The sequence below is a fragment of the Allobaculum stercoricanis DSM 13633 genome, assembly GCF_000384195.1.
Lineage (GTDB): Bacteria > Bacillota_I > Bacilli_A > Erysipelotrichales > Erysipelotrichaceae > Allobaculum > Allobaculum stercoricanis.
Window position 1 is genome coordinate 460,566 of sequence record NZ_KB913034.1, and the last position, 19,883, is coordinate 480,448.

Annotated in this window: 21 protein-coding genes and 1 riboswitch; of the genes, 14 read left to right on the forward strand and 7 right to left on the reverse strand. The window is 38.0% G+C overall.

Annotation, left to right across the window (positions count from 1 at the left end; all coding sequences use genetic code 11):
- The first annotated feature begins 10 nt into the window (after positions 1–10).
- The 8 genes from ALLST_RS0102150 (at position 11) to ALLST_RS11215 (ending at position 7,526) form a co-directional block, all read left to right on the forward strand.
- The gene (locus tag ALLST_RS0102150; RefSeq protein ID WP_019892372.1) at positions 11–1,723 is read left to right on the forward strand and encodes a hypothetical protein; all 1,713 of its coding nucleotides are present in this window, start codon (positions 11–13) and stop codon (positions 1,721–1,723) included.
- Positions 1,716–5,330 carry an FtsK/SpoIIIE domain-containing protein gene (locus ALLST_RS0102155; protein WP_019892373.1) on the forward strand — a complete coding sequence of 1,205 codons (3,615 nt, stop codon included), beginning with the start codon at positions 1,716–1,718 and terminating at the stop codon, positions 5,328–5,330. Before ALLST_RS0102150 ends, ALLST_RS0102155 begins: the two co-directional genes overlap by 8 nt.
- Before the next feature lie 2 nt (positions 5,331–5,332).
- Positions 5,333–5,650 carry a hypothetical protein gene (locus ALLST_RS0102160; RefSeq protein WP_019892375.1) on the forward strand — a complete coding sequence of 106 codons (318 nt, stop codon included), beginning with the start codon at positions 5,333–5,335 and terminating at the stop codon, positions 5,648–5,650.
- Entirely contained in the window at positions 5,647–5,937 is a 291-nt protein-coding gene (locus tag ALLST_RS0102165) for a WXG100 family type VII secretion target (protein ID WP_019892377.1), read from the forward strand. Before ALLST_RS0102160 ends, ALLST_RS0102165 begins: the two co-directional genes overlap by 4 nt.
- A gap of 20 nt (positions 5,938–5,957) precedes the next feature.
- On the forward strand, positions 5,958–6,242 hold the full coding sequence (locus ALLST_RS09805; protein ID WP_019892378.1) for a WXG100 family type VII secretion target: 285 nt from the start codon (positions 5,958–5,960) through the stop codon (positions 6,240–6,242).
- Between the two features lie 147 nt (positions 6,243–6,389).
- A complete protein-coding gene (locus ALLST_RS0102175) occupies positions 6,390–7,199 on the forward strand; it encodes a hypothetical protein (protein ID WP_019892380.1) in 810 nt (269 codons plus the stop codon).
- Between the two features lie 23 nt (positions 7,200–7,222).
- On the forward strand, positions 7,223–7,348 hold the full coding sequence (locus ALLST_RS11755; protein WP_211215110.1) for a DUF4176 domain-containing protein: 126 nt from the start codon (positions 7,223–7,225) through the stop codon (positions 7,346–7,348).
- A complete protein-coding gene (locus ALLST_RS11215; protein ID WP_211215111.1) occupies positions 7,329–7,526 on the forward strand; it encodes a DUF4176 domain-containing protein in 198 nt (65 codons plus the stop codon). The genes ALLST_RS11755 and ALLST_RS11215 overlap by 20 nt, the downstream gene beginning before the upstream one ends.
- A 137-nt stretch (positions 7,527–7,663) precedes the next feature.
- Here ALLST_RS11215 and thiD read toward each other — a convergent pair whose 3' ends face one another.
- The 7 genes from thiD to ALLST_RS0102220 form a co-directional block, all read right to left on the reverse strand.
- Positions 7,664–8,494, reverse strand: coding sequence for a bifunctional hydroxymethylpyrimidine kinase/phosphomethylpyrimidine kinase (gene thiD, locus ALLST_RS11565; protein ID WP_026472737.1), 831 nt, complete (start codon positions 8,492–8,494; stop codon positions 7,664–7,666).
- Between the two features lie 69 nt (positions 8,495–8,563).
- Positions 8,564–9,214: an HAD family hydrolase gene (locus ALLST_RS11570; RefSeq protein WP_019892383.1), complete on the reverse strand. Its 651-nt coding sequence runs from the start codon at positions 9,212–9,214 to the stop codon at positions 8,564–8,566.
- Positions 9,211–9,852, reverse strand: coding sequence for a thiamine phosphate synthase (thiE, locus tag ALLST_RS0102200; protein WP_019892385.1), 642 nt, complete (start codon positions 9,850–9,852; stop codon positions 9,211–9,213). Before thiE ends, ALLST_RS11570 begins: the two co-directional genes overlap by 4 nt.
- Positions 9,839–10,657, reverse strand: coding sequence for a hydroxyethylthiazole kinase (gene thiM / locus ALLST_RS0102205; RefSeq protein ID WP_019892386.1), 819 nt, complete (start codon positions 10,655–10,657; stop codon positions 9,839–9,841). Before thiM ends, thiE begins: the two co-directional genes overlap by 14 nt.
- Position 10,658: 1 nt before the next feature.
- Positions 10,659–11,177, reverse strand: coding sequence for an energy coupling factor transporter S component ThiW (gene thiW, locus ALLST_RS0102210; protein WP_026472738.1), 519 nt, complete (start codon positions 11,175–11,177; stop codon positions 10,659–10,661).
- A 280-nt stretch (positions 11,178–11,457) separates the two neighbouring features.
- Positions 11,458–11,565: riboswitch (TPP riboswitch) on the reverse strand.
- A 167-nt stretch (positions 11,566–11,732) separates the two neighbouring features.
- On the reverse strand, positions 11,733–12,674 hold the full coding sequence (locus tag ALLST_RS0102215; RefSeq protein WP_019892390.1) for a peptidylprolyl isomerase PrsA: 942 nt from the start codon (positions 12,672–12,674) through the stop codon (positions 11,733–11,735).
- Position 12,675: 1 nt separating this feature from the next.
- Positions 12,676–13,788: a peptidylprolyl isomerase gene (locus ALLST_RS0102220; RefSeq protein ID WP_019892392.1), complete on the reverse strand. Its 1,113-nt coding sequence runs from the start codon at positions 13,786–13,788 to the stop codon at positions 12,676–12,678.
- Between the two features lie 712 nt (positions 13,789–14,500).
- On the opposite strand from ALLST_RS0102220, the gene sufC reads away from it, so the two are divergent.
- Genes sufC through ALLST_RS10950 form a run of 6 tightly spaced genes read left to right on the forward strand, consistent with a single transcriptional unit; the run spans position 14,501 to position 19,873 of the window.
- A complete protein-coding gene (gene sufC / locus ALLST_RS0102225; RefSeq protein WP_019892394.1) occupies positions 14,501–15,316 on the forward strand; it encodes a Fe-S cluster assembly ATPase SufC in 816 nt (271 codons plus the stop codon).
- A gap of 5 nt (positions 15,317–15,321) precedes the next feature.
- Complete coding sequence (locus ALLST_RS10945) at positions 15,322–16,110, forward strand: SufD family Fe-S cluster assembly protein (RefSeq protein WP_019892395.1); 789 nt, start codon at positions 15,322–15,324, stop codon at positions 16,108–16,110.
- The gene (locus ALLST_RS0102235) at positions 16,100–17,368 is read left to right on the forward strand and encodes an aminotransferase class V-fold PLP-dependent enzyme (RefSeq protein WP_019892398.1); all 1,269 of its coding nucleotides are present in this window, start codon (positions 16,100–16,102) and stop codon (positions 17,366–17,368) included. The genes ALLST_RS10945 and ALLST_RS0102235 overlap by 11 nt, the downstream gene beginning before the upstream one ends.
- Before the next feature lie 14 nt (positions 17,369–17,382).
- Positions 17,383–17,841, forward strand: coding sequence for a Fe-S cluster assembly sulfur transfer protein SufU (gene sufU, locus ALLST_RS0102240; RefSeq protein ID WP_019892400.1), 459 nt, complete (start codon positions 17,383–17,385; stop codon positions 17,839–17,841).
- Position 17,842: 1 nt separating this feature from the next.
- The gene (gene sufB, locus ALLST_RS0102245; protein ID WP_019892402.1) at positions 17,843–19,258 is read left to right on the forward strand and encodes a Fe-S cluster assembly protein SufB; all 1,416 of its coding nucleotides are present in this window, start codon (positions 17,843–17,845) and stop codon (positions 19,256–19,258) included.
- 15 nt (positions 19,259–19,273) lie between these two features.
- The gene (locus ALLST_RS10950) at positions 19,274–19,873 is read left to right on the forward strand and encodes a 5-formyltetrahydrofolate cyclo-ligase (protein ID WP_169336050.1); all 600 of its coding nucleotides are present in this window, start codon (positions 19,274–19,276) and stop codon (positions 19,871–19,873) included.
- The last annotated feature ends 10 nt before the right edge of the window (positions 19,874–19,883 follow it).

Consider the following 19,883-nt stretch of genomic DNA (forward strand, 5'->3'; position numbering starts at 1 on the left):
AGGTGTCCATATGATCAACACTTGTCTTATTCAGCAATACGCTAATACGCCTATGGCATATATCTATAAGGAAAAAACGCAAAATGAAATTTTAATTAGCAACATCATTCAAGAACCATTTTGGAGATTGAATATTCCTGTTTTAGAGGGGAGTATCACAAAAGATCAATCCCAAATGAGTGAAATTGAAAATCAAGATGAGCAATCATCGGCAAGTGAAAAGAGCTCAGAACAAGCACACCCTAGAGAAGATGAAACAAAAGAAGATTGTGAATCATCTGCGCAAGATCAAACAGAAGAGCAGTCAGAACAAGATCAATCAAAGCAAGAACAAGAAGATGACTATCATATTGCGCATCCCTTTACTCACTCTGGTGCCGTCATTTTGACTAAACAAGAAATGAATTTGAAGTTTGAACAGCTTCCTGAAGATGCAGCACTTTGGATTGAAGAAGATGGAAAAAAGAGAAAAATCGAACTCACTCAAGATGAACTTTCTATTTCATTCAATACAGATCTTGTCAAAGCAACTCTAGTTGATGCACAAGGAAATGTACTTCGAAAATGGTCAATTCTTTGTTTGGCGCAAGAAGATGGATCGCTCAATGATTTGATTTTAGAGGACAAAGAAGAACAACAAGATTCGCAATCGAGTTCTTTGCAAGAGCCAAGTGAGCTAGATTCTTCATTAGAACAACAAGACACTTCACAAAGTGGAGTGAATATGGATTCAAGTACAGCAAATGAATCAGATGATCCTTTAGAAGAACCTTTAGAAAATCCACAACAAAGCCCACCCGAACAAAGCAATCCTTTTCCAGAAGAAGGATCAAACGATACACAGATTCAACAAGAAGCACCAATAGAATCGACACCAAGTTTGTCACAACGTCCCATACAAGCTCCACCTAAACAAGATGTCGTTATCGATATTCCAATCAATTCTAACAATAGTCTTACTCACTCAAATGATGAGGTTTTGACAGTAAAGCCAGAAGAATGTGAAATCAAACTTTCTGTCGATCAAAAAACATTTACGGCTGGACAAAAAGTGTTTACCCAAAATCTTGCTGACGTTCAAATTGTTGTCAGTAAAGGAACACTCTTGAGTACAGAAATTATTTCGCATGATACAAAACAAACTTATTCTTCATTTCAAGATGCGGCAAAAGCTGAACAATCAGGAACATTTGATATCAAAGCTACAATTCTTAACGATAACTTACAACAACAAGCATATTGGACTTTGATTCAAGTCGGTAATGCGATTGCGACAAGTACGACCAAGCAAGGAAAGAAAGTCGATGTTGTTTATCAAATGGATGAACAAGGTAAATTCACTGCTCAAAGTAAAAGTCAAAACCAAAAGATTCAACTGTATCGAAAATTTGAACCGTTGAATAACAAGGAAATTCAAAGTGGAGAAAATCTACGTTTGTATCTCGATAAAGAACCAGGAAATTATCAAGTTCAAATTAATGGTCAAAAAACTGATGTCGACATGGAGAAAGATGAACTTGGTCAGGCATATTTACCGATCGAGACTAAAACAGGAACAAATACCATTCAACTTTTTAAAGATGGTCAAGAGGTATTTAGCCAAGAAATCTTTACAAAAGCGACTAGCCATTTGAATACCATTCTTATTGCAGGAGCATCGCTTTGCGTAGCTTTTATGATTGCCTTGTTTGTGTATAAACGCAAAGGAGAAGTATGTGGATGAGTATGTTTGGATCACTCCTTTTGAAATTCAAAAAATTAGCCCAAAAGAAATGATCGAACAACTTAGTGGTCAATATGTCGAAAATGATTATTGTCTACAAGCTTTAAATCAAATCAATCTCAATGAAGTTTTGAGTGTCAATCAATATTGGATCACTAAACACAAATGGCAATATTGTTGCGTCAAAGGCAATGAACTTGAAGAAAGTAAGGACCGTGAGCTTGGAAAATTGAAACAACGCATTAAACATGGAGGATTTCAACTGAGTTGGGATTCGATGGGTAAATGGCAGCTGAAGCATAATTCGAATTTTCACCTAGCGAAAAGTTATCTGCAATGGATGTATCACAATGGAAAACGAATGGAACAACAAGACTATGTTCTTCAAGATGACGATTGGATCTATTGTTGGCCATACGAGTTTTATGTTCTTGCAGATTGTATCTGGATCAATCTAGAACATACATTTACGACAAGAAATTTGGAAATGTTTGTGGCGGATGAAAAAGGAGATTACGTTTTTTCGCCTTTTATTGGACAAGAAAAATATGAAATTGAGCCATATTTAGAAAATCGTAAGTCCAATTCAAATCGGATGGGCTCTCCGGCTGGAATGATCGTGATCAGTTCACTAGCCTCAGTTTTATCAAATTTCTTGATCAATCCTAATCAAGAAGGATTACTACAAGCGGGATTAGTGAGCGCTATAGTTTCGGGTAGTGCTTTTGTGGGCTGGTATAGTTGGCAATCCCATCGCCGTAAAGTACTCCAACAAAAAGATGAAAATGAATTGATGCAGGAATACTTAGATTATCTTCAACAAAAAGTGAAGACAGTTGAGCAAAGAAGACGAAAGCTCAATAACAGCTTTATTGATGTATGTGAAAAGATTAAAAGTTTTGATCGGTCAATGCATGGCTGCCTTAGCCATGACGATTGGAAACTTCCAGTAGGCATTCAAAAATCGATTTTTGGATCATTTCAATATCCCAATATCCCATGGCAATTCGCGACGAGCAATTCTAAAAAAGCATTAGATCAATTGGCAAGCCAGCCTTTCGATTGTTGGACTTTTTCAATGATCGAACAAGGCGGTATTTATGATTTAACACATTGGCGTATTGAACAAGTGTTATGGCTGTATTTGTTGTGGTGTTGGATGGTCGAAACAAAACAAAGAAAATTTGTGTGGATCACCAAAAAGAAGCTGGCACTGATTCATAACGCTTCAATGCTCAATCATCAATTACTTTGTTTTCGTGATGAAATCGACTTTTTTGCTCTACAAAGCCAATATCCCCAAATTGAATGGACGATTGTAGCCGATCATCTGTTGCCAGAAACAAAATGCAACCCCAAAGATACTTTGCTTTATATCCAAGAAATACATGAAAGTTCCCCTACATTAGTAGTCGTAGAACAACAAAGAAATATTCAATTAGCGAATCAGGAACAAATTAGACAAACAAATCATGACAAGATTGAATCTTTATTTCCCATAAGCATGCCACCAGAAAATTTGTGGCGTAAAACAAGTTATTTAACAGGACAAGAAGATCAAAAACACTCGCTACAAATACCGAGTTGTTATCGACGAGAACTAGAACAAGGAAATCAGAAATTTAAAAAAGTGAATCTTTGTGTCGAACTTTGTCCAGGCGTGTATTGGGATTTAAAAAAAGAAGGACCGCATGCCCTTGTGGCCGGTGCAACAGGGAGTGGGAAAAGTGAAGGACTATGTTCGATTTTATATCAATTAGCTTTGCAAAATTCCGCTTTATCTTTGCAGTATGTGCTGATTGATTTTAAAGGCGGATCGTTTTTAAGCCCATTTTTGGATTTGCCCCATACTGCAGCAGTGTTAACGAATCTCGATTTTCAACAAATATGGCGTTTAGAAAAAGCATTAAATCAAGAATTAGAAAGAAGACAAGATGCAATTAGTCAATTTCTAAAATGTAACCCAGGTGTTCAAACAGAAATAGAAGCAGTACTCAATCCTAAAACGAATCAACTGTTTAGTGAAATCATCGTTGTCGTTGATGAATTCGGTCAATTAAAAAGTCGTTGTCCGGAGTTTATGAAAAGTCTTCAACAAATGGCACGGATCGGTCGATCACTTGGCTTTCATTTGATTTTGTCTACGCAAAAGCCGGCCGGAATTGTCGATGAACAAATTTGGGCCAATGCGAAGAGTCGTCTTTGTTTTCCTGTATTGGATCGGATGGATTCTCGTGAAGTGTTAGGACATGAAAAAGCAGCGATGCTCAAAGCGAGTGGAGAATTCATTTTACAGACTGACGAAAGCGAAAAGATGGGACGTATGTTTTATCTTAAACGACCATTTGATGGAACGTCGAAAGTAGAAAGATTGGATGGGCGAAATAATTGGCAAGTCCTTGAACAACGAACTTTGCAAGACGCTATTCGGCATTTGATTTTAAAACGCCAGGAAATAAAACAATGGCTTTTAGCGCCAGATTTAAAGGAAGTACCAGATGAGTTTAGTGGTTTAAAAGAAGATTTTCTCGATCATTTCGAAAAATATGAAGTGCCCCAAAATCGAATGCATTTATGTTTAGCAAGCGATCAACAAATCGACCAACTCTTTAGCATTTTGTTTTTTGAAAGTCCTCTACCGACTTTAAGCAATATCGATATGATTCAAGCTATACAAAATTCTCATTTTAAAACAAAGCAAAATGAGAAAGTGCTTGAACAGCTTGTTTTGCTCGATGAGTTAGGATTGAAACATTTAGGACTTTGGCAAAATTTGAATTTACCTTCACTATGGCAACTTGCCCAATTCGAACAGCCAGCATTTGTATTGATACGGATGGATGAACAGATCCCATTTGAATTGATCGAAGCATTGTCGAAAAATCATCAACTTAGTGTTTTGATCGCATTTAAGCACATTTCGTTTCGGGATGAAAAACTCTTTCGCTTTTGTAGCAATCGTCTAATTGGTGAAGTAGAAAGTCGAGATCAATTGTCATTGATTTCTGAAGGGAAGATAGCAGCAGTAGAAAAAGCCCCACTACTTCGCATACTCGAGCCAAATGCTCAAAAAGAACAATATATACGCGTGATTATGGGAAACAAAATTCCAAAGTTTAAAACAAAGTCTCATGCATCCAATTTCTGTCATGACTATCAACCGATCGTACTAGAACTCGACTGCAAGCAGCCGATTACCTATTTTGCTAAAGGCTTAATCGGGATTGAAATGACTTTAGGTAAGCCAGTATTTAAAGGAATGAATTCACTTGTGATTTGTTGGCAACAACAAAGTGCTCAAGACTTAGCATTTCGCCTAGTTGAACGTTTAAATTTTGAAAATTCTCGATATAGCTTTGGGATTTTTCCTGAACAAGGCCAATTTGTATTATGCGATCTGGCCAAGCAAGAAGATCCGGCTAATGCGTTGCGACAAATGTTGGAAAAATACGATGTTTTATTCATTGGGGAAGGATTAGAACAGTATAGTTATGCAATTCATCTTCCATATCATACAAAAACGAATAGCCAAGCAATTTATATCCACCAAGGTAAGGTGCTTGAACTGCAACTTGCTCAAGTCTGTGAAATGGAGATGGACGAATAAACATGATCATTTCTTTAAAAGTTTTAGGGAGCAAACGATATCAAATCTTTAAAATTGAGGATCCAAAACATATCAGTTTGACCAAACTAGCGACCTATTATTTTTCGTCGATTCAAGACAAAGATTCAAACCAAATGGAATCAAAAGGAGATCAAAAGGTGGAATATCTGTTTTATTCAAAAGCTGAACAAGGGATTTTAAATCCTTATATTCCATTAAGTCAGTTAAGGGTTGTAGATGAAGATCAATTATTGATCATCCCAACTAACTCGAAATTCCACCTTAATCCTTTTGCAAGCGATAGGAGAATAGACAAATGAGAATACAAGCGAATTTTATTGAAATACGAAATACAGGAAATTTGATTCAACGACAAGCCCAAGAATACGAAGGTTTTATGGATCAGATGTTGAATCGAATGAATGAGCTTCAATCTGCCTGGCAAGGGAGTGATAGCCAAGCGTTTTTAACTCAATTAGAAGCTTTGCGCCCCAAAATGTTGCAATTGAAACAAGCAATCGATCTATATGGCGCTGCACTATTGCATAGTGCCAATGCATACGAACAACTACAAGCCGATCGCACGGCAAGTGCCAAACTACTTTAGATAAGGAAAGGGAATTAGACATGGAAGGAATTGTTATTACGAGTGAAACGCTCGAATCAACTGCAACTCAAGTGCTGAATCAAAAAGCCCAAATGGAGTCTTTGTTTGAACAGATCAAACAAGAGATTCGTTCGATGAATTCATATTGGCAATCACCAGCAAGTGATGCTGCTTTGCAACAATTTGAACAACTTGCCCCTACTTTTGGTAAGTATATTGAAGTCGTCAATAACTACATCGTTTACTTACAACAAACCGCAACGGCCTATCGTGAAAATGAAACGGCGCTTAGTTCTGGTGTATGAGTACGTCATATTACAACCAGCTTATCGCCAGTTTATCCCGTGTTGAACAAAGCATTCCAAGCAATTTACAACCGGAAGAACAAACCGCTTTATCACAAGCATTTAGTCGCGTGTTTTCACTAATTTTTGAACAGATCGAGGCAATTTATGAATATAATTCTCGACACCGAACAATGTAATCGTATTGCCGATGCACTCGCCAACTTGCAACAATCCCAATCTTTTTCAGATCCAAATTTACAAGCAAGAGATCATCAAATTCAAAACCAAATTCATCTGATTGAAAACTTTTTTCGCCGACTTTCCACAATGGTGGAGAATAACGAAAATCGACTCATTTTCAATCAAGACATCTATGTTGGATCGCATACCGGATTGACAGTAAATACGAATTCATCAGGATCAATTCCATCTCTATTAAAAGGGAAAGCGCTCGGCGCAAAAGCCAATCTTGCCTATACGGGAATGTTGGTTGGAAGTGCAAAGAGTATTGGACCGTTTTTTGGTCAGGCCGGAATTTCTGCAATCGAGGGAAATATATCGGGTAAGGCGAGTTTTCGGGTACTCAAAGATAAAAAACTTTATCCTGAATTGAATTTACAGGCACAAGGAAATGCGCATATAGCAGCGGCAAGTGTAATGGGTGGAGTGAACTTAGGAATGGTTCAAACGAGTATTCGAACAGCAGCTGAAGTGGGCGCTGTTTATGGCCATGCAACAGCAGTTCTCGCTCCCGAAAAACAAGTGCTTAGCGCCCAAGTTGGAGCAGCGGCAGTTCGTGGAGAATGCGTTTTAGCGATTGAACTTGCCAACATTAAAGTAACAATTGGCATATCAGGTTCGCTAGGAAGTGTTGAAGCTGGTGTTCATTATTCTAATGAACCAGGTTCTTGGGAGATTGGAACCAATGCGGCGCTGTTTGCGGGAGGTGGATTAAGAATTCGCGTCGATTATTAAAAATAAGAAAAGAGGTGAATTGAATGAAAGATTTTTTACCATTAGGAACAATCGTGACCCTCAAAGGAGGATCCAAGCGAGTGATGATTGTCGGGCGATTGCAACAAGAAACGAATAATCAAATGATCTATGACTATAATGATCTATGACTATAGTGCGGTTTGTTGGCCAGAAGGAATGATTGATTCTAAACAAGTTTATTTATTTAATCATGAGGATCTTGCGATGATTTGGTTTATCGGCTATCAAGATCAAGAAGAATTCGAAGTACGGGCAAGTTTAGAGCGCGAATGTTCTAAATTAAATAGACAATCTACATCTCTTTAACAAAACAAAATGCTGTAAAGATATGCATGAAGCAATTCTTTACAGCATTTTTATCTGTGTATGGAAAAATGTAGTTGAGTTTCCAATGTTGCATAAAACAAACACAGAGCAATTGATCAAATGTGTTGCATGCGTAATCAAGAAGCTTTTTGTTCATGATTTGAATCAGCTGCCTTTTTATATTCTCCAGTAAGGTTAAAAGCGTGATTCATTGGTCCAGAACCTTGGCCGAGATCAAGTTGTGCCGATAAGGCATTGGAAATATAGTCTTTCGCTCTTTGTACTGATGTTTCAAGATCGAATCCTTTGGCAAGGTTTGCGGCAATTGCACTTGAAAGCGTACAGCCTGTTCCGTGTGTGTTTGGGTTGTCGATGCGTTTGCCATAGAACCATTTGATTTTTCCATCTGCACAAAGAAGATCATTGGCATCATTGATATTGTGGCCACCTTTTACAAGCACTGCACAACCATAAGTTTGATTGATGTGAATTGCTGCTTGGACCATGTCGTCTTCGTTTTCGATCTTCATTCCACTAAGTACTTCGGCTTCGGGAATATTTGGTGTTGCAAGAATGGCAATCGGCAAAAGGCAGTTTTTCATCGTCATGACTGCTTCGCTTTGCATAAGGTCAGCACCAGATGTTGCCACCATAACCGGATCGACTACAATTTTATCAGCCTTGTAAAAAGTTAGTTTGTCTACGATTGTTTTGATGAGTTCTGAATTGGAGACCATTCCGATTTTAATTGCATCGGGACGAATATCGGTAAAGATCATATCTAATTGATCAGCAAGAAATTCAGCTGTTGCTTCTAATATGCTAGATACCCCAGTTGTATTTTGAGCAGTTAGGGCAGTGATGGCACTCATCGCATATACGCCATTCATTGTCATCGTTTTAATATCTGCTTGAATACCGGCACCACCGCTGCAATCACTTCCGGCGATAGTCAAAGCTGTTTTCATTTCCATTTTGAAATTCTCCTTTTGTATTTGAATAACTTAAGATAGTCCCTTTAAATTTGCTGTTTCGTTTTATATGTGAAGCAGTTTTTGCGCATTGAAGAAACTGTCAAGATATACATCTGCAAGGTCTTTTAATTCTGCGGTACGTTTTTCGTAACGATCATATACGCCAACAACATAAAAACCGGCATCTTTTGCGGTTTTTGCGCCATGATAACCATCTTCAAATACGGCGGTTTCACTTTGATCAAATCCCATCGCTTGGCAAGCAAGCTCAAAGATATAAGGCTCATCTTTACCATGACCGACTTCGTTGCAAGTAAAAATGGTATCAAAGTAATGGAGCATATCACAGCGTTTTAAAGCAGCTTTTGCTTGCTCAAGATTCAGCGCTGTTGCAATGCACATTTTAATGCCTTTGTTTTGTAAGGCAGTAAGCAAAGCGATGACATGATCTTTTGGCATGACATGATAAAAGTAATAGTCCTCGACAATTTGATTTACCCCATCGATAATTTCCGGCACAGATAAGGGCAAACCATAATTTTCTTTTAAATACGCGGCCGATTGCATTAAGCTCATTGTTTTTAGCGTTTTGCTTAAATCTTTTTTAGGATTATATCCAAAAGAGGCGAGGTAATCAGAAGCAACGGTTTCCCAAATACTCATGCTGTCGAACAGCGTTCCGTCAAAATCGAAAATAGCCCCTTTGATGCTCATGCATTCACCATATTTTCGGAGATACGGTAAAGTTCGCGGCATTCGTTTTCGATATCATCAGCGGAAAAAATTGCACTGACTAAAGCAACGCCATCTACTCCTGTTTTAGATAGCTTGGCAATGTTGCTTTTATTCAAACCACCGATCGCAACGACGGGAATATCGACGGCGTGACAAATATCTAAAAGCGTCTGCATTGGAAGCGAGCCAGAGACGCGTTTAGTCGATGTCGTAAACATTGCACCAACACCAAGGCAATCGGCACCATTTTTAACGGCTTCAAGCGCTTGTTCTACTGTATGGACAGAAACACCAATCATCATATCTTCACCAACTAAAGAACGAACTGCTCCAGCAGCCATATCTTCTTGTCCAACATGGATGCCATCTGCTTTGCATTTGATGGCTACATCCACATTGTCGTTGATAAATAATGGCACATTGTATTTGTGACATAACTCTTTGATCTCGATTGCTTCTTTCAAAAAGGCTTCATCATCTAATTCTTTTTCGCGAAGCTGAACACAAGTGGCACCGCCTTTAAGAGCGGCTTCTACTTGTTGGTAAAGCGTTTGTTTGCCAGTCCACATTCTGTCTGTGACTGCATATAAAAGCATTGTTTTCTTATCGCACTTCATATTTAGCTCCTTTTTCAAGTTGTTCTGGTGTCATGTTATAAATGGCATCAATGATGTAATTTCTATACGAAGCATTGCCATCTAATTCGCTAAGTCGGTCATGAGCAATTTCACCAGCAAGACCCATGGCACAAACAGCAGCGGCAGCAGCTTCTAAAACGTGATCTGGATTGGCGGCAATATATGCCGCTGTTAAAGCGGAAAGTTGGCATCCGGCTCCCGTAATTGTTGTCATCATAGAATGTCCATTGCGAATGACATAAGCTTTTTTAGCGTTGCATACAATATCGATTACACCAGTAATTGTGATGATCGCTCCCGTTTTTTTTGCAAAGCTTTTTGCGAAAATAAGCGCATCATCTAATGTTTCTTCTGTGATTTGATCCGTTATATTGGCATCAACACCTTGGGTTAAGGTCGAAACGCCAGCAAGAGTTTTGATCTCTGAGATATTGCCGCGGATCACTGTAAATTTCACTTCATTCAACAAGCGCAGTGCTGTTTTTGTCCGAAATGTGGAAGCTCCTACACCAACTGGATCAAGAACAACAGGATGTGCAAGTTGATTTGCTCTTTTTCCGGCTAAGATCATCGCTTCAACATTTCTGCTATTCAGGGTGCCAATATTGATATTCAGCCCATCGCAAATCGAGGTGATTTCTTCGACTTCATTTGGATCAGAGGCCATGATTGGCGAAGCTCCACTGGCTAGAACGATATTGGCACAATCATTGACGGTCACATAGTTGGTTATGTTATGAATGAGTGGGGATTTCTTTTTTATGTTTTCAAGGCAGTTTTGCATATTAGTTTCCTAATTTAGATTGAATTTTGCTTAAGATTCCAGAGCGCTGTAGAGTTGTGATGATTAATGCTGATAATAAGGCACCAACTGCAGTAGAGACCAAGAACGGGATTACATAAGCATAAAAAGCAACATCTCCAGCAGCTTTACCCATAAAAGCAATCGCAAAAGGATATGCAGCTAAACCGCCAAGAATAGCCGTGCCAAATACTTCACCAGCACAAGTAGCCCAAATGTTTTTTGTGTATTTATAGACAAGACCACAAAGCAGAGCGCCAAACATACTGCCAGGAAATGCTAATAAACTTCCTAAGGCTAATAAATTACGAAGTAATGAGGCGATAAATGCAGCAGCTAAACCGTAGCTTGGTCCTAATAAAACGGCACACAAAATATTGACCATGTGTTGGACAGGCGAACAGCGACTTGCAAAGATTGGAAATGAGATAACACTTCCCGCTACCGCAACAGCGATCAATAAAGCTGTTAACGCTAGCTTTCTTACATTTGTTTGTTTCATTTGAATGACCATTCCTTTCTGATGCGCTTCAAGGTGTTTAAAGAAATGAAACGCAATACGGCTAAGACAAAACTTAGTGAATTGTAATGAAATAAGTGGACTGATTAAAATACAGAAAAGGAAAGTTTGAAGACTGCTGCTCCTTTTGTTGAGATTACAAGCATCATTCCATTTTTTCGCTTTGAGGGGCGCAATTTCATATTTCTTTTTGATTAGCTTCATTACAATGTTTGATAGTGAATAAAAAACAGGAGATACCTGGCACGGTTGTCTCCTGTAAAAATTCTAGAGTATGACTTCCTACGACAGCATTATCCGCATCAGGTAAAAGGGTCGAAACTAAATGTTTCCTCTCAGCCTGTCCCTACAAGCTCCCCTGTCTTTTTTCGGATTGTATTATAGCACAAAAACTTAACATAGATTTTGAAATCTCTATAGTGAGGATGGTTGTTTACAAATAAAATGGTTTTGCGCGATATCTATGTCATCCATGAAAAATAAAATGCTGTGAAGAAACTCACTAGGTTATTTCTTCACAGCATTTTTGTTTTGTTGTTATTTAGATTGGCTTTCTGAATTCGCACTTTCGAGTGCTTTTTCATAAAGTTCAGGTTGATCAACAAGGTATTCAGGATTCATGCCTTTGTAGTAATCATAAATAGCCTGATCATGGATTTCCAAGTTATATTTTTTGAAATAGAAAATTTGCATTTCTGTTTGAACAGTTTGGTTCGCTTGGAATAGTGTTTTGATCTTAGGTAAGTTTTTGTCGTAGTCTGTAGAAACGACATTGGCAACATAGTAAGTTTTGTCATCTGTTGATGTGTCGTTTGTGAAGACTTGATCCAAAACGCCTTCTTTACCTGCATCTAAAATAGAATTCAATAATGTTGTAGGTAAAGTTTGATCTGTTGCTAAAACGATTTGTTCAGTACCTTTATATGTTGCACCTTCAGATGCGTATTGAGCACTGACTTTTCCAGCGTCTTGGCCATCTTTTAATGCTTGTAAAGCTTTGTTCGCATTATCTTCAGAATCAGTTTCAATGATGGAAACTAATACTGGATCGTATTTTTCGATAATGCTGTCTTTTGCATCTGTTAAATATTTTTCAAATAAGAAAGAAGATTGAACGCTTGGGATTAATGCGCGTTCTAAGTAATCTTGTTTATCCGCAAAGCCTAAAGATTTGATTTGTGTTTCGAAATCTTCACTACTAGAAGAATAATCTTCTAAACGACTTTCTGCTTCTTTTAAGATTTCATCTGTGCGTCCAACTTCCGCATCATAAATTGGTTGACTTGCAAGGAAGATTACACCACTTGCACCAGCAGTAGAACCTTTTAAGCAACGATATTCATCGTTAACGGTATAAGTTTTATTGCCGATTGTCATTAATGTTTCATTTCCGTCTGTTACGGAAGTTTGATTGCTACTAGAGCAACCAACGAGCATTAAGCCAGCCAGTAAGGCGGTTAGAGGTTTTTTCATGTTCATCTTATTCGCCCTCCTGTTCAGTTGTTGTTTCTGTGGAAGTTTCTGTGCTGGAACCAGCTTTTGTTTCGTCTTTTGTTCCACGAATTTCGTTTGCGATCGCTTTTAAGTTTTCATCTAAGTGATCGATTTGAGAATCCATATATTCTTCAACGCTAGCCTGAATTTTGTCATTTGCATAAGAGATTTCTAAATCTTGAGAAGCGTTTAAGATGACTAAAGTTTCTAAACCATTTGCAGAAGAAATAATGTTATTTACTAAAGTCGTTACGATCGTTGAATCTTCGTTTTCTAAAAGAGCAGCAGGATCTGTTTCTTCAACATAAGCTTTATACAATGTGTATTTATCGCCATTGGAAACAGAGATCCAATCTGTTGTTTCGCCTTTTTTCAGTTCGTTAACAGCTTCAAGAACAGAAGAATCTAAATTCGTTGAGTTAGCATCTACATAGCCAACAAAACCCTTCGTTTTGGAAGCATCTTTTTGTTCAGAATATTTTACAGCAACATCAGAGAATGCTTGACCAGCGTCTAATGCGTTTTGAATATCCTTTTGTTTTTGTTTTTGTTCGTCAGTCAGTTCATCTGCATTTTCAACTTCCATAGTGATTACAGAAACAGTACGTGCTTTTTCTGGAATATAAGAAGTTAATTGGGCAATGTGATCTTTGATGAATTGACCATCGAGTTTTTGGATTTTAGAAGCGATTAAGCAATAGTCAGATAGAGCAGAGTCACCTGAGAATCCAAAAGAAGCAAGTTGTGAGTTAATGGAAGCTTTTGTTTTTCCAGTTGAATCGGACTTGATTGCCAATTCGAAGCTTTCTTGCATTTCTTTTGCGGATTTTTTGATTTCATCCGTTGTTTCAATGCTTTGATCAGTTACAGCATTGCGGTACATACTGAATAATACGGAACTTTCAGTGGATTTTGTTTGTTTGAATAAATCGTCACTTGTTACGTTTCCAACAGTTGTAGAAGCAATGACGTCTTTACCATCAACTTGTTTTGATTTCACGCTATCTTTATTCATGTCTGAAACAAAGAAAACTAAAACACCAATAAAGAGAACAGACAAAACGGAAACAAACCAGTATTTTCTAAAAAATTCTGCCATGTCATTTGCTGCGTAATCTTTCGGAAGCAGCAATTTCCTTTCTTTGACGTAATCCGAAAGATAATAAAAGGCAGGCAGGTCCTGCCTGATGTTCAAAAGAATCGGTCATAATTATAAGGAAGGAGCACATAAAATGCAATGTTCACAGCTTGATGGCTGTTTCAATTGCCTTTATTTATCCATCATTATAATAATTGTGATACTCTTGCAAACAAGGAATTAAAATGCTCAAAGATGGATTTTGATTGTATTTTGGATCAAAGACGAAAAAGTCTTTAAAATCCGCAACAATTTTAAAAAGAGAAGCATCTTTTGTGGACGAATTCGACGTCAACCTTATATATTGCTTAAAGATTCAATTTACTTTTAGACGCAATGCATTGAACGAGATGATCGTGCATCGTTGTTTTCTCTTTTTTAATCAGGATTAGATTGAACAGATTCTACTTAAGCTTACAGATCTTAAATGAATATGAAAATGAATTAAAATGCTAGAAAATTGAGCGGATAGGTTCAATCTTTGCGGGGGATAGAGTAAAATTTTTTGATAGCTTAACCTTATTATATATATGAAAAGGAATCATCTTATTTATAAAGAATTCCTTGAACAAGCAAATGATAAAAGTAAGCATATCACTCGATTCAGACTTACAAATGAGCACAAAGTGAGCCGATAGAGTATATTGAAATAGACAAAAAGAGAGGTAGCGAAATGTCAACATTGGAAATCAAAGATTTACATGTCAGCGTTGAAGACAAAGAAATTCTTCGTGGCGTTGATTTGACTATTCATGATGATGAAGTACACGCCTTAATGGGTCCAAATGGTAATGGTAAATCAACATTACTAGCAGCCATTATGGGAAACCCTAAATATACAGTTACACAAGGAACCATCACTTTAGATGGTCAAGATGTTTTATCTCTTTCAGTTGATGAAAGAAGCCGAGCAGGTTTGTTCTTGGGTATGCAATATCCAAGCGAAGTGCCTGGTGTGACCAACTCCGATTTTTTAAGAAGTGCAATGAACGTTCGCCAAGAACGTCCAGTGTCCTTATTTAAATTTATTAAAGGAATGGATCATGCGATTCAACAGTTGGAAATGAAACCAGACTTAGCGCATCGTTTTTTAAACGTTGGGTTCTCTGGTGGAGAAAAGAAAAGAAACGAAATCGTGCAGATGTTGTTATTAAAACCATCCATCACGATGCTCGATGAAATTGACTCTGGTCTTGACGTAGATGCATTACGTATTGTTGCGAATGCGATTCATGCGGAAAGAGAAGAAACACATATGGGATGCGTAGTCGTCAGCCACTATGCTCGTTTCTTAGACTACTTGAATGTTACGCATGCACATATTCTTGTGGATGGAAAAATCGTCGTATCTGGTGGACCAGAATTAATCCATAAAGTAGATACACAAGGATACGACTGGATCGAAAAAGAATTCCATGTCAAAGCAAGAAAAGAAGAAAAACCACAACCCGTTCTGCTTGAAACTTGCGGTGCAAAGAAAGTTGAGTAGGCTCTATGGAAAGAGTCTATGAAAACCGTTTTGCCCAAACAATGGCAATGGATCAAGATTTAAATTTAACATTTAACGAACGTGCAACAGGTTCAATCGTGATCTTTCTTGAAGGGCCAAGTAAAGAAATGAGTCTACATTTAGAAGCAAAATCGTCTTCTCATGTCAAATTATTCATTCAAAATAGCATGGCACATGACCTTCAATTGAAAGTAACAGCCAACATTGCTCATGATGCAAATCTTGAGTGTGGCTTATTAGATTTACAAAACCAACCTTGTCATCTTGAATTACAAGGACACTTGAATGAGCAAGGCGCAAATATGGATTTTTCGATTGCACAGCTTTGCCTTTGCGATTGTCAGAAAAAATCTAATTTGGATATTACAAGCCATGTTAGCCATACATACGGCAATATGCATAACTTTGCGGTTGTTTTTGATGGTGGAAAATATGAAATGGTTGCAGCTGGCCGAATTGTAAAAGGTGCTCATGCATCTGAATCTCATCAAGAAACTCGTGTTTTAACAATGGGAAACAATCACCAGTGTGTAACTTTACCAATTCTTTATATTGATGAGGATGACGTAAAAGCCTCCCATGCTTTAAGCGTAGGCCAACCTGATGCCGAGCAACTCTATTATTTAAATTCTCGTGGATTGACAATGCGCCAAGCGATCGGTCTTTTATCTGTCGGATATTTCAAACCGATCTTAGAATTGATTGAAGATGAAGAGTTAAAGGCAAAAATCGCCCAAGAAACGGAAGAAAGGGTTGGCATGTATGAATATTAAAGAAAATATTGAAGCAATACGTGCGGATTTTCCGATTTTAAAAAGAGAAATGAGCGGTTTGCCTCTCGTTTATTTGGATAGTTGTGCAACAGCGCTAAAGCCACAATGTGTTATTGACGAAGTGGTTCGTTATTACACTTACCTTGGTGCAAATGCCCAGCGTGGTGATTATGAAATGGCAGCGCAAGTTGACTATGCACTGGATGCAGCAAGAAAAACGAGCGCTGAATTTATCAATGCCAAAAAAACGGAAGAAATCGTTTTTACTTCCGGTACAACAGAAGGATTAAACCTTCTTGCTTTAATGATTACCAACCAGTTTTTAAAACAAGGCGATGCAATTTTGACATGTGAAACAGAGCATGCATCTTCCGTATTGCCTTGGCAACAAGCCGGTTTGGCTAAAGATATTCCAGTCAATTTCATCGAAGTTGATCAAGAGGGACGAATTACTCCAGAAAACGTAGAAAAAGCATTTGTTCAATATCCGAACACGAAAGTGGTTGTTTTTGCGCAAGTCTCTAACGTTTTAGGTTTTAATGCACCAATTAAAGAAATTGCCAAAATTGCACATGACCATGGCGCATATCTTGTTGTCGATGGTGCGCAAGCAGTTGCTCATCATGCTATCGATGTTCAAGATATGGATTGCGATTTCTTCTGCTTCTCTAGCCATAAATTATGTGGACCAAGCGGAATTGGTGTCATGTATGGAAAATTCGAGTTACTCGATCAATTACGCCCAATTTTCTTCGGTGGCGAAAGTAATGCACGCTTTGCGAGAAGTTGTGATTCATTAGTTTTGAAAAAAACGCCAACAAAATTTGAATCAGGAACATTACCGATTGAAGGGGCTCTTGGAATGGCAACAGCAATGCGCTATTTGATGAATATTGGATTAAACAACATTCATGAATATGAATGGGAATTAAAACAATACTTTTTAAAACGTGCACAAGAAGAACTTCAAGACAAAATTAAAATTTACAATCCAAACGCGCAAGGCGGAATTGTAACATTTAATGTCTATGACAAAGGCCAATTGATTTTCCCACAGGATATGGCAAGTTACTTATCCAATAAAGGAATTGCCGTACGTTCTGGCCAGCATTGTGCAAAATTAATGGGCGAATTTTTAGGTGTGCCAGGAACAGTCCGGGCAAGCATCTATTTTTATAACACGATTGAAGATATTGACCGACTTGTCGATGCAATCAAAGATGCGACAGTCGAAAAGTGCCTAGATATCTTTTTTTAGAAAAGGGGATAAATATGCCAATCGATCCATCTTACTATCGGGAAATTATTATGGATAACTATTCTTATCCACAAAATAAAGAACTTAAAACAGATGACGGTGAATATGACCAAAGACATATGGCAAGTGATTCCTGCATCGATGACATTACAGTTCAAGCAAAAATTAAAGATGGAATTGTTCAAGATGTTCGCTTTGACGGGCAAGCTTGTACAATCTCCACTGCTTCTACCTCTATTTTGACGCAATTAGTCGCAAATAAGACAGTGGAACAAGCAGAAGCAATTATTCAAAACTATTTCAATATGATCCATGGTCGTCCTTTTGATCCTGAACTCGTTGACGAGGCGATCGTTTTTGAAGGCGTCGCAAAACAACCAAATCGCATTGGTTGTGCAACGATCGGCTGGAAAGCATTAGAAGAAATGTTGCAGGCTCATCGCGAACAGACGACAAAAGAACAGGAGGCTTGAAATGGCTGAAAAAGAACAATCACAAGTACAGGTTTTAGAGGAAAAAGATTACCAGTACGGATTCCATGACGAAGACACTTCTGTTTTTAAAACAGAGAAAGGTTTAACGGAGCAGACGATTCGTGAGATCTCTGCAATTAAAAAAGAACCAGAGTGGATGTTACAAAGACGTTTAGATGCGTACCATTCCTTTTTAAAACAAGAAAATCCAGATTGGGGACCAGATTTATCCCATATTGATTTTGATGAATTTACCTATTACATCAAACCAAGTGAAACCCAAGAACAAGATTGGGAAGAAGTCCCAGAAACAATCCGTAATACATTCCAAAAACTTGGGATCCCAGAAGCTGAACAAAAATATTTAGCCGGGGTCTCTACGCAATATGAATCTGAAGTTGTTTATCACAACATGCTTGAAGAAGTCGAAGAAAAAGGAGTTATTTTCTTAGACACGGATAGTGCGTTACGTCTTCATCCAGAATTGTTCCAAAAATATTTTGGAAAACTCATTCCATATACAGACAACAAATATGCAGCGCTCAATACAGCTGTTTGGTCTGGTGGAAGCTTCATCTACGTTCCAAAAGGCGTGAAGTTAGAAAAACCACTTCAATCTTATTTCAGAATTAACTCGCAATCCGCAGGTCAATTTGAACGTACGCTCATTATCGTCGATGAAGGGGCAGACGTTCATTATGTTGAAGGATGTACTGCACCGATTTATTCGAAAGATTCTTTACATGCGGCAGTTGTTGAAATTTTCGTTCATAAAAATGCGAGATGTCGTTATTCCACTGTTCAAAACTGGTCAACCAATATTATCAACCTCGTAACAAAACGAGCTCGAGTTGAAGATTATGGCCATATGGAATGGATTGATGGAAACATCGGATCCCACTTAAATATGAAATATCCAGCATGTTTTCTTGTTGGACCATATGCGAAAGGGACAACGATCTCTATTGCCGTCGCTTCAAAAGATCAAGTTCAAGACGCCGGCGCAAAAATGGTTCATTTAGCACCACATACTTCTTCAACAATTATTTCCAAATCTGTTGCGAGAAAAGGTGGAGAAGTAGACTACCGTGGTTGGGTTATTCATGGTAAAAATGCGGATCACGCGAAAACAAAAGTTGAATGTGATACGCTAATCTTGGATAAACAATCCCGTTCTGATACGATTCCTTTGAACCGTCACCTCAATCAAACAAGCCAGATTGAACATGAGGCAACAGTTTCAAATATCTCAGAAGAACAACTGTTCTATTTGATGAGTCGTGGTTTAACGGAAGCACAAGCTACAGAAATGATCGTTATGGGCTTCTTAGAACCATTTACCCGCGAATTACCTATGGAATATGCGGTTGAATTAAACCAGTTATTAAAACTGGATATGTCGGATTCCATCGGCTAAAACGCAATGGATACGATGAATCGAAGAAATTGGATTCAAAAAAGAAAGCAGATTCCCAACAAGCAAGAAAGAAATTTTCGAATTGCCTGTGGGCTTCTGCCTTTTTTTAAACGATATCCATCGATTGGAATTTATCTTCCGATTTTAGAAGAAGTGGATGTCTTAGATCATTGTGGATTCCAATTATATGATCAACCTAACGACCAACACTATGTGTATCGTGATTCAAAACTTTTGTCTAAAAGTGAATTTGAAGCAATTCAATGGTCAGCGCCTAAAGTGGAAAGCGAAAGTGTAATGCGCTTTTATCCACTCGATCAATTAGAAAGAGGAGCATTTGGTATTCTTGAACCGAAAGGGGAAAAGAGTGGCCAACAAGAAGTGATCCCCAGTATGATTATCGTGCCTTTAGTGGCGTTTTGTGATGGCTATCGAAAAGGTTATGGAAAAGGCTATTACGATCGCTATCTACAAAACCATCCGCAGAGTTTGCGTGTGGGCATTGCCTTTGATCAACAAGAAGCAAGTTTTATACATGAACAATGGGATCAAAGATTAGATGTTATTATCACGGAAACAAGAGTGTTGATTTATCCAAGGTGTAGCGAAGAATAAAACGATTTAG

What these genes read in the sequence shown, in the direction of transcription:
- thiD (WP_026472737.1), bottom strand. Translation starts at nt 8,494, where the DNA reads ATGAAAACAGCTTTGACTATCGCCGGAAGTGATTGCAGCGGTGGTGCC.
- thiW (WP_026472738.1), bottom strand. Translation starts at nt 11,177, where the DNA reads ATGAAACAAACAAATGTAAGAAAGCTAGCGTTAACAGCTTTATTGATC.
- ALLST_RS10945 (WP_019892395.1), top strand. Translation starts at nt 15,322, where the DNA reads ATGGAAAGAGTCTATGAAAACCGTTTTGCCCAAACAATGGCAATGGAT.
- ALLST_RS0102215 (WP_019892390.1), bottom strand. Translation starts at nt 12,674, where the DNA reads ATGAACATGAAAAAACCTCTAACCGCCTTACTGGCTGGCTTAATGCTC.
- ALLST_RS0102220 (WP_019892392.1), bottom strand. Translation starts at nt 13,788, where the DNA reads ATGGCAGAATTTTTTAGAAAATACTGGTTTGTTTCCGTTTTGTCTGTT.
- ALLST_RS0102235 (WP_019892398.1), top strand. Translation starts at nt 16,100, where the DNA reads ATGAATATTAAAGAAAATATTGAAGCAATACGTGCGGATTTTCCGATT.
- ALLST_RS11755 (WP_211215110.1), top strand. Translation starts at nt 7,223, where the DNA reads ATGAAAGATTTTTTACCATTAGGAACAATCGTGACCCTCAAAGGAGGA.
- ALLST_RS09805 (WP_019892378.1), top strand. Translation starts at nt 5,958, where the DNA reads ATGGAAGGAATTGTTATTACGAGTGAAACGCTCGAATCAACTGCAACT.
- ALLST_RS11215 (WP_211215111.1), top strand. Translation starts at nt 7,329, where the DNA reads ATGACTATAATGATCTATGACTATAGTGCGGTTTGTTGGCCAGAAGGA.
- ALLST_RS10950 (WP_169336050.1), top strand. Translation starts at nt 19,274, where the DNA reads ATGAATCGAAGAAATTGGATTCAAAAAAGAAAGCAGATTCCCAACAAG.
- sufU (WP_019892400.1), top strand. Translation starts at nt 17,383, where the DNA reads ATGCCAATCGATCCATCTTACTATCGGGAAATTATTATGGATAACTAT.
- ALLST_RS0102160 (WP_019892375.1), top strand. Translation starts at nt 5,333, where the DNA reads ATGATCATTTCTTTAAAAGTTTTAGGGAGCAAACGATATCAAATCTTT.
- ALLST_RS0102165 (WP_019892377.1), top strand. Translation starts at nt 5,647, where the DNA reads ATGAGAATACAAGCGAATTTTATTGAAATACGAAATACAGGAAATTTG.
- ALLST_RS0102150 (WP_019892372.1), top strand. Translation starts at nt 11, where the DNA reads ATGATCAACACTTGTCTTATTCAGCAATACGCTAATACGCCTATGGCA.
- sufB (WP_019892402.1), top strand. Translation starts at nt 17,843, where the DNA reads ATGGCTGAAAAAGAACAATCACAAGTACAGGTTTTAGAGGAAAAAGAT.
- thiM (WP_019892386.1), bottom strand. Translation starts at nt 10,657, where the DNA reads ATGCAAAACTGCCTTGAAAACATAAAAAAGAAATCCCCACTCATTCAT.
- ALLST_RS11570 (WP_019892383.1), bottom strand. Translation starts at nt 9,214, where the DNA reads ATGAGCATCAAAGGGGCTATTTTCGATTTTGACGGAACGCTGTTCGAC.
- sufC (WP_019892394.1), top strand. Translation starts at nt 14,501, where the DNA reads ATGTCAACATTGGAAATCAAAGATTTACATGTCAGCGTTGAAGACAAA.
- ALLST_RS0102175 (WP_019892380.1), top strand. Translation starts at nt 6,390, where the DNA reads ATGAATATAATTCTCGACACCGAACAATGTAATCGTATTGCCGATGCA.
- thiE (WP_019892385.1), bottom strand. Translation starts at nt 9,852, where the DNA reads ATGAAGTGCGATAAGAAAACAATGCTTTTATATGCAGTCACAGACAGA.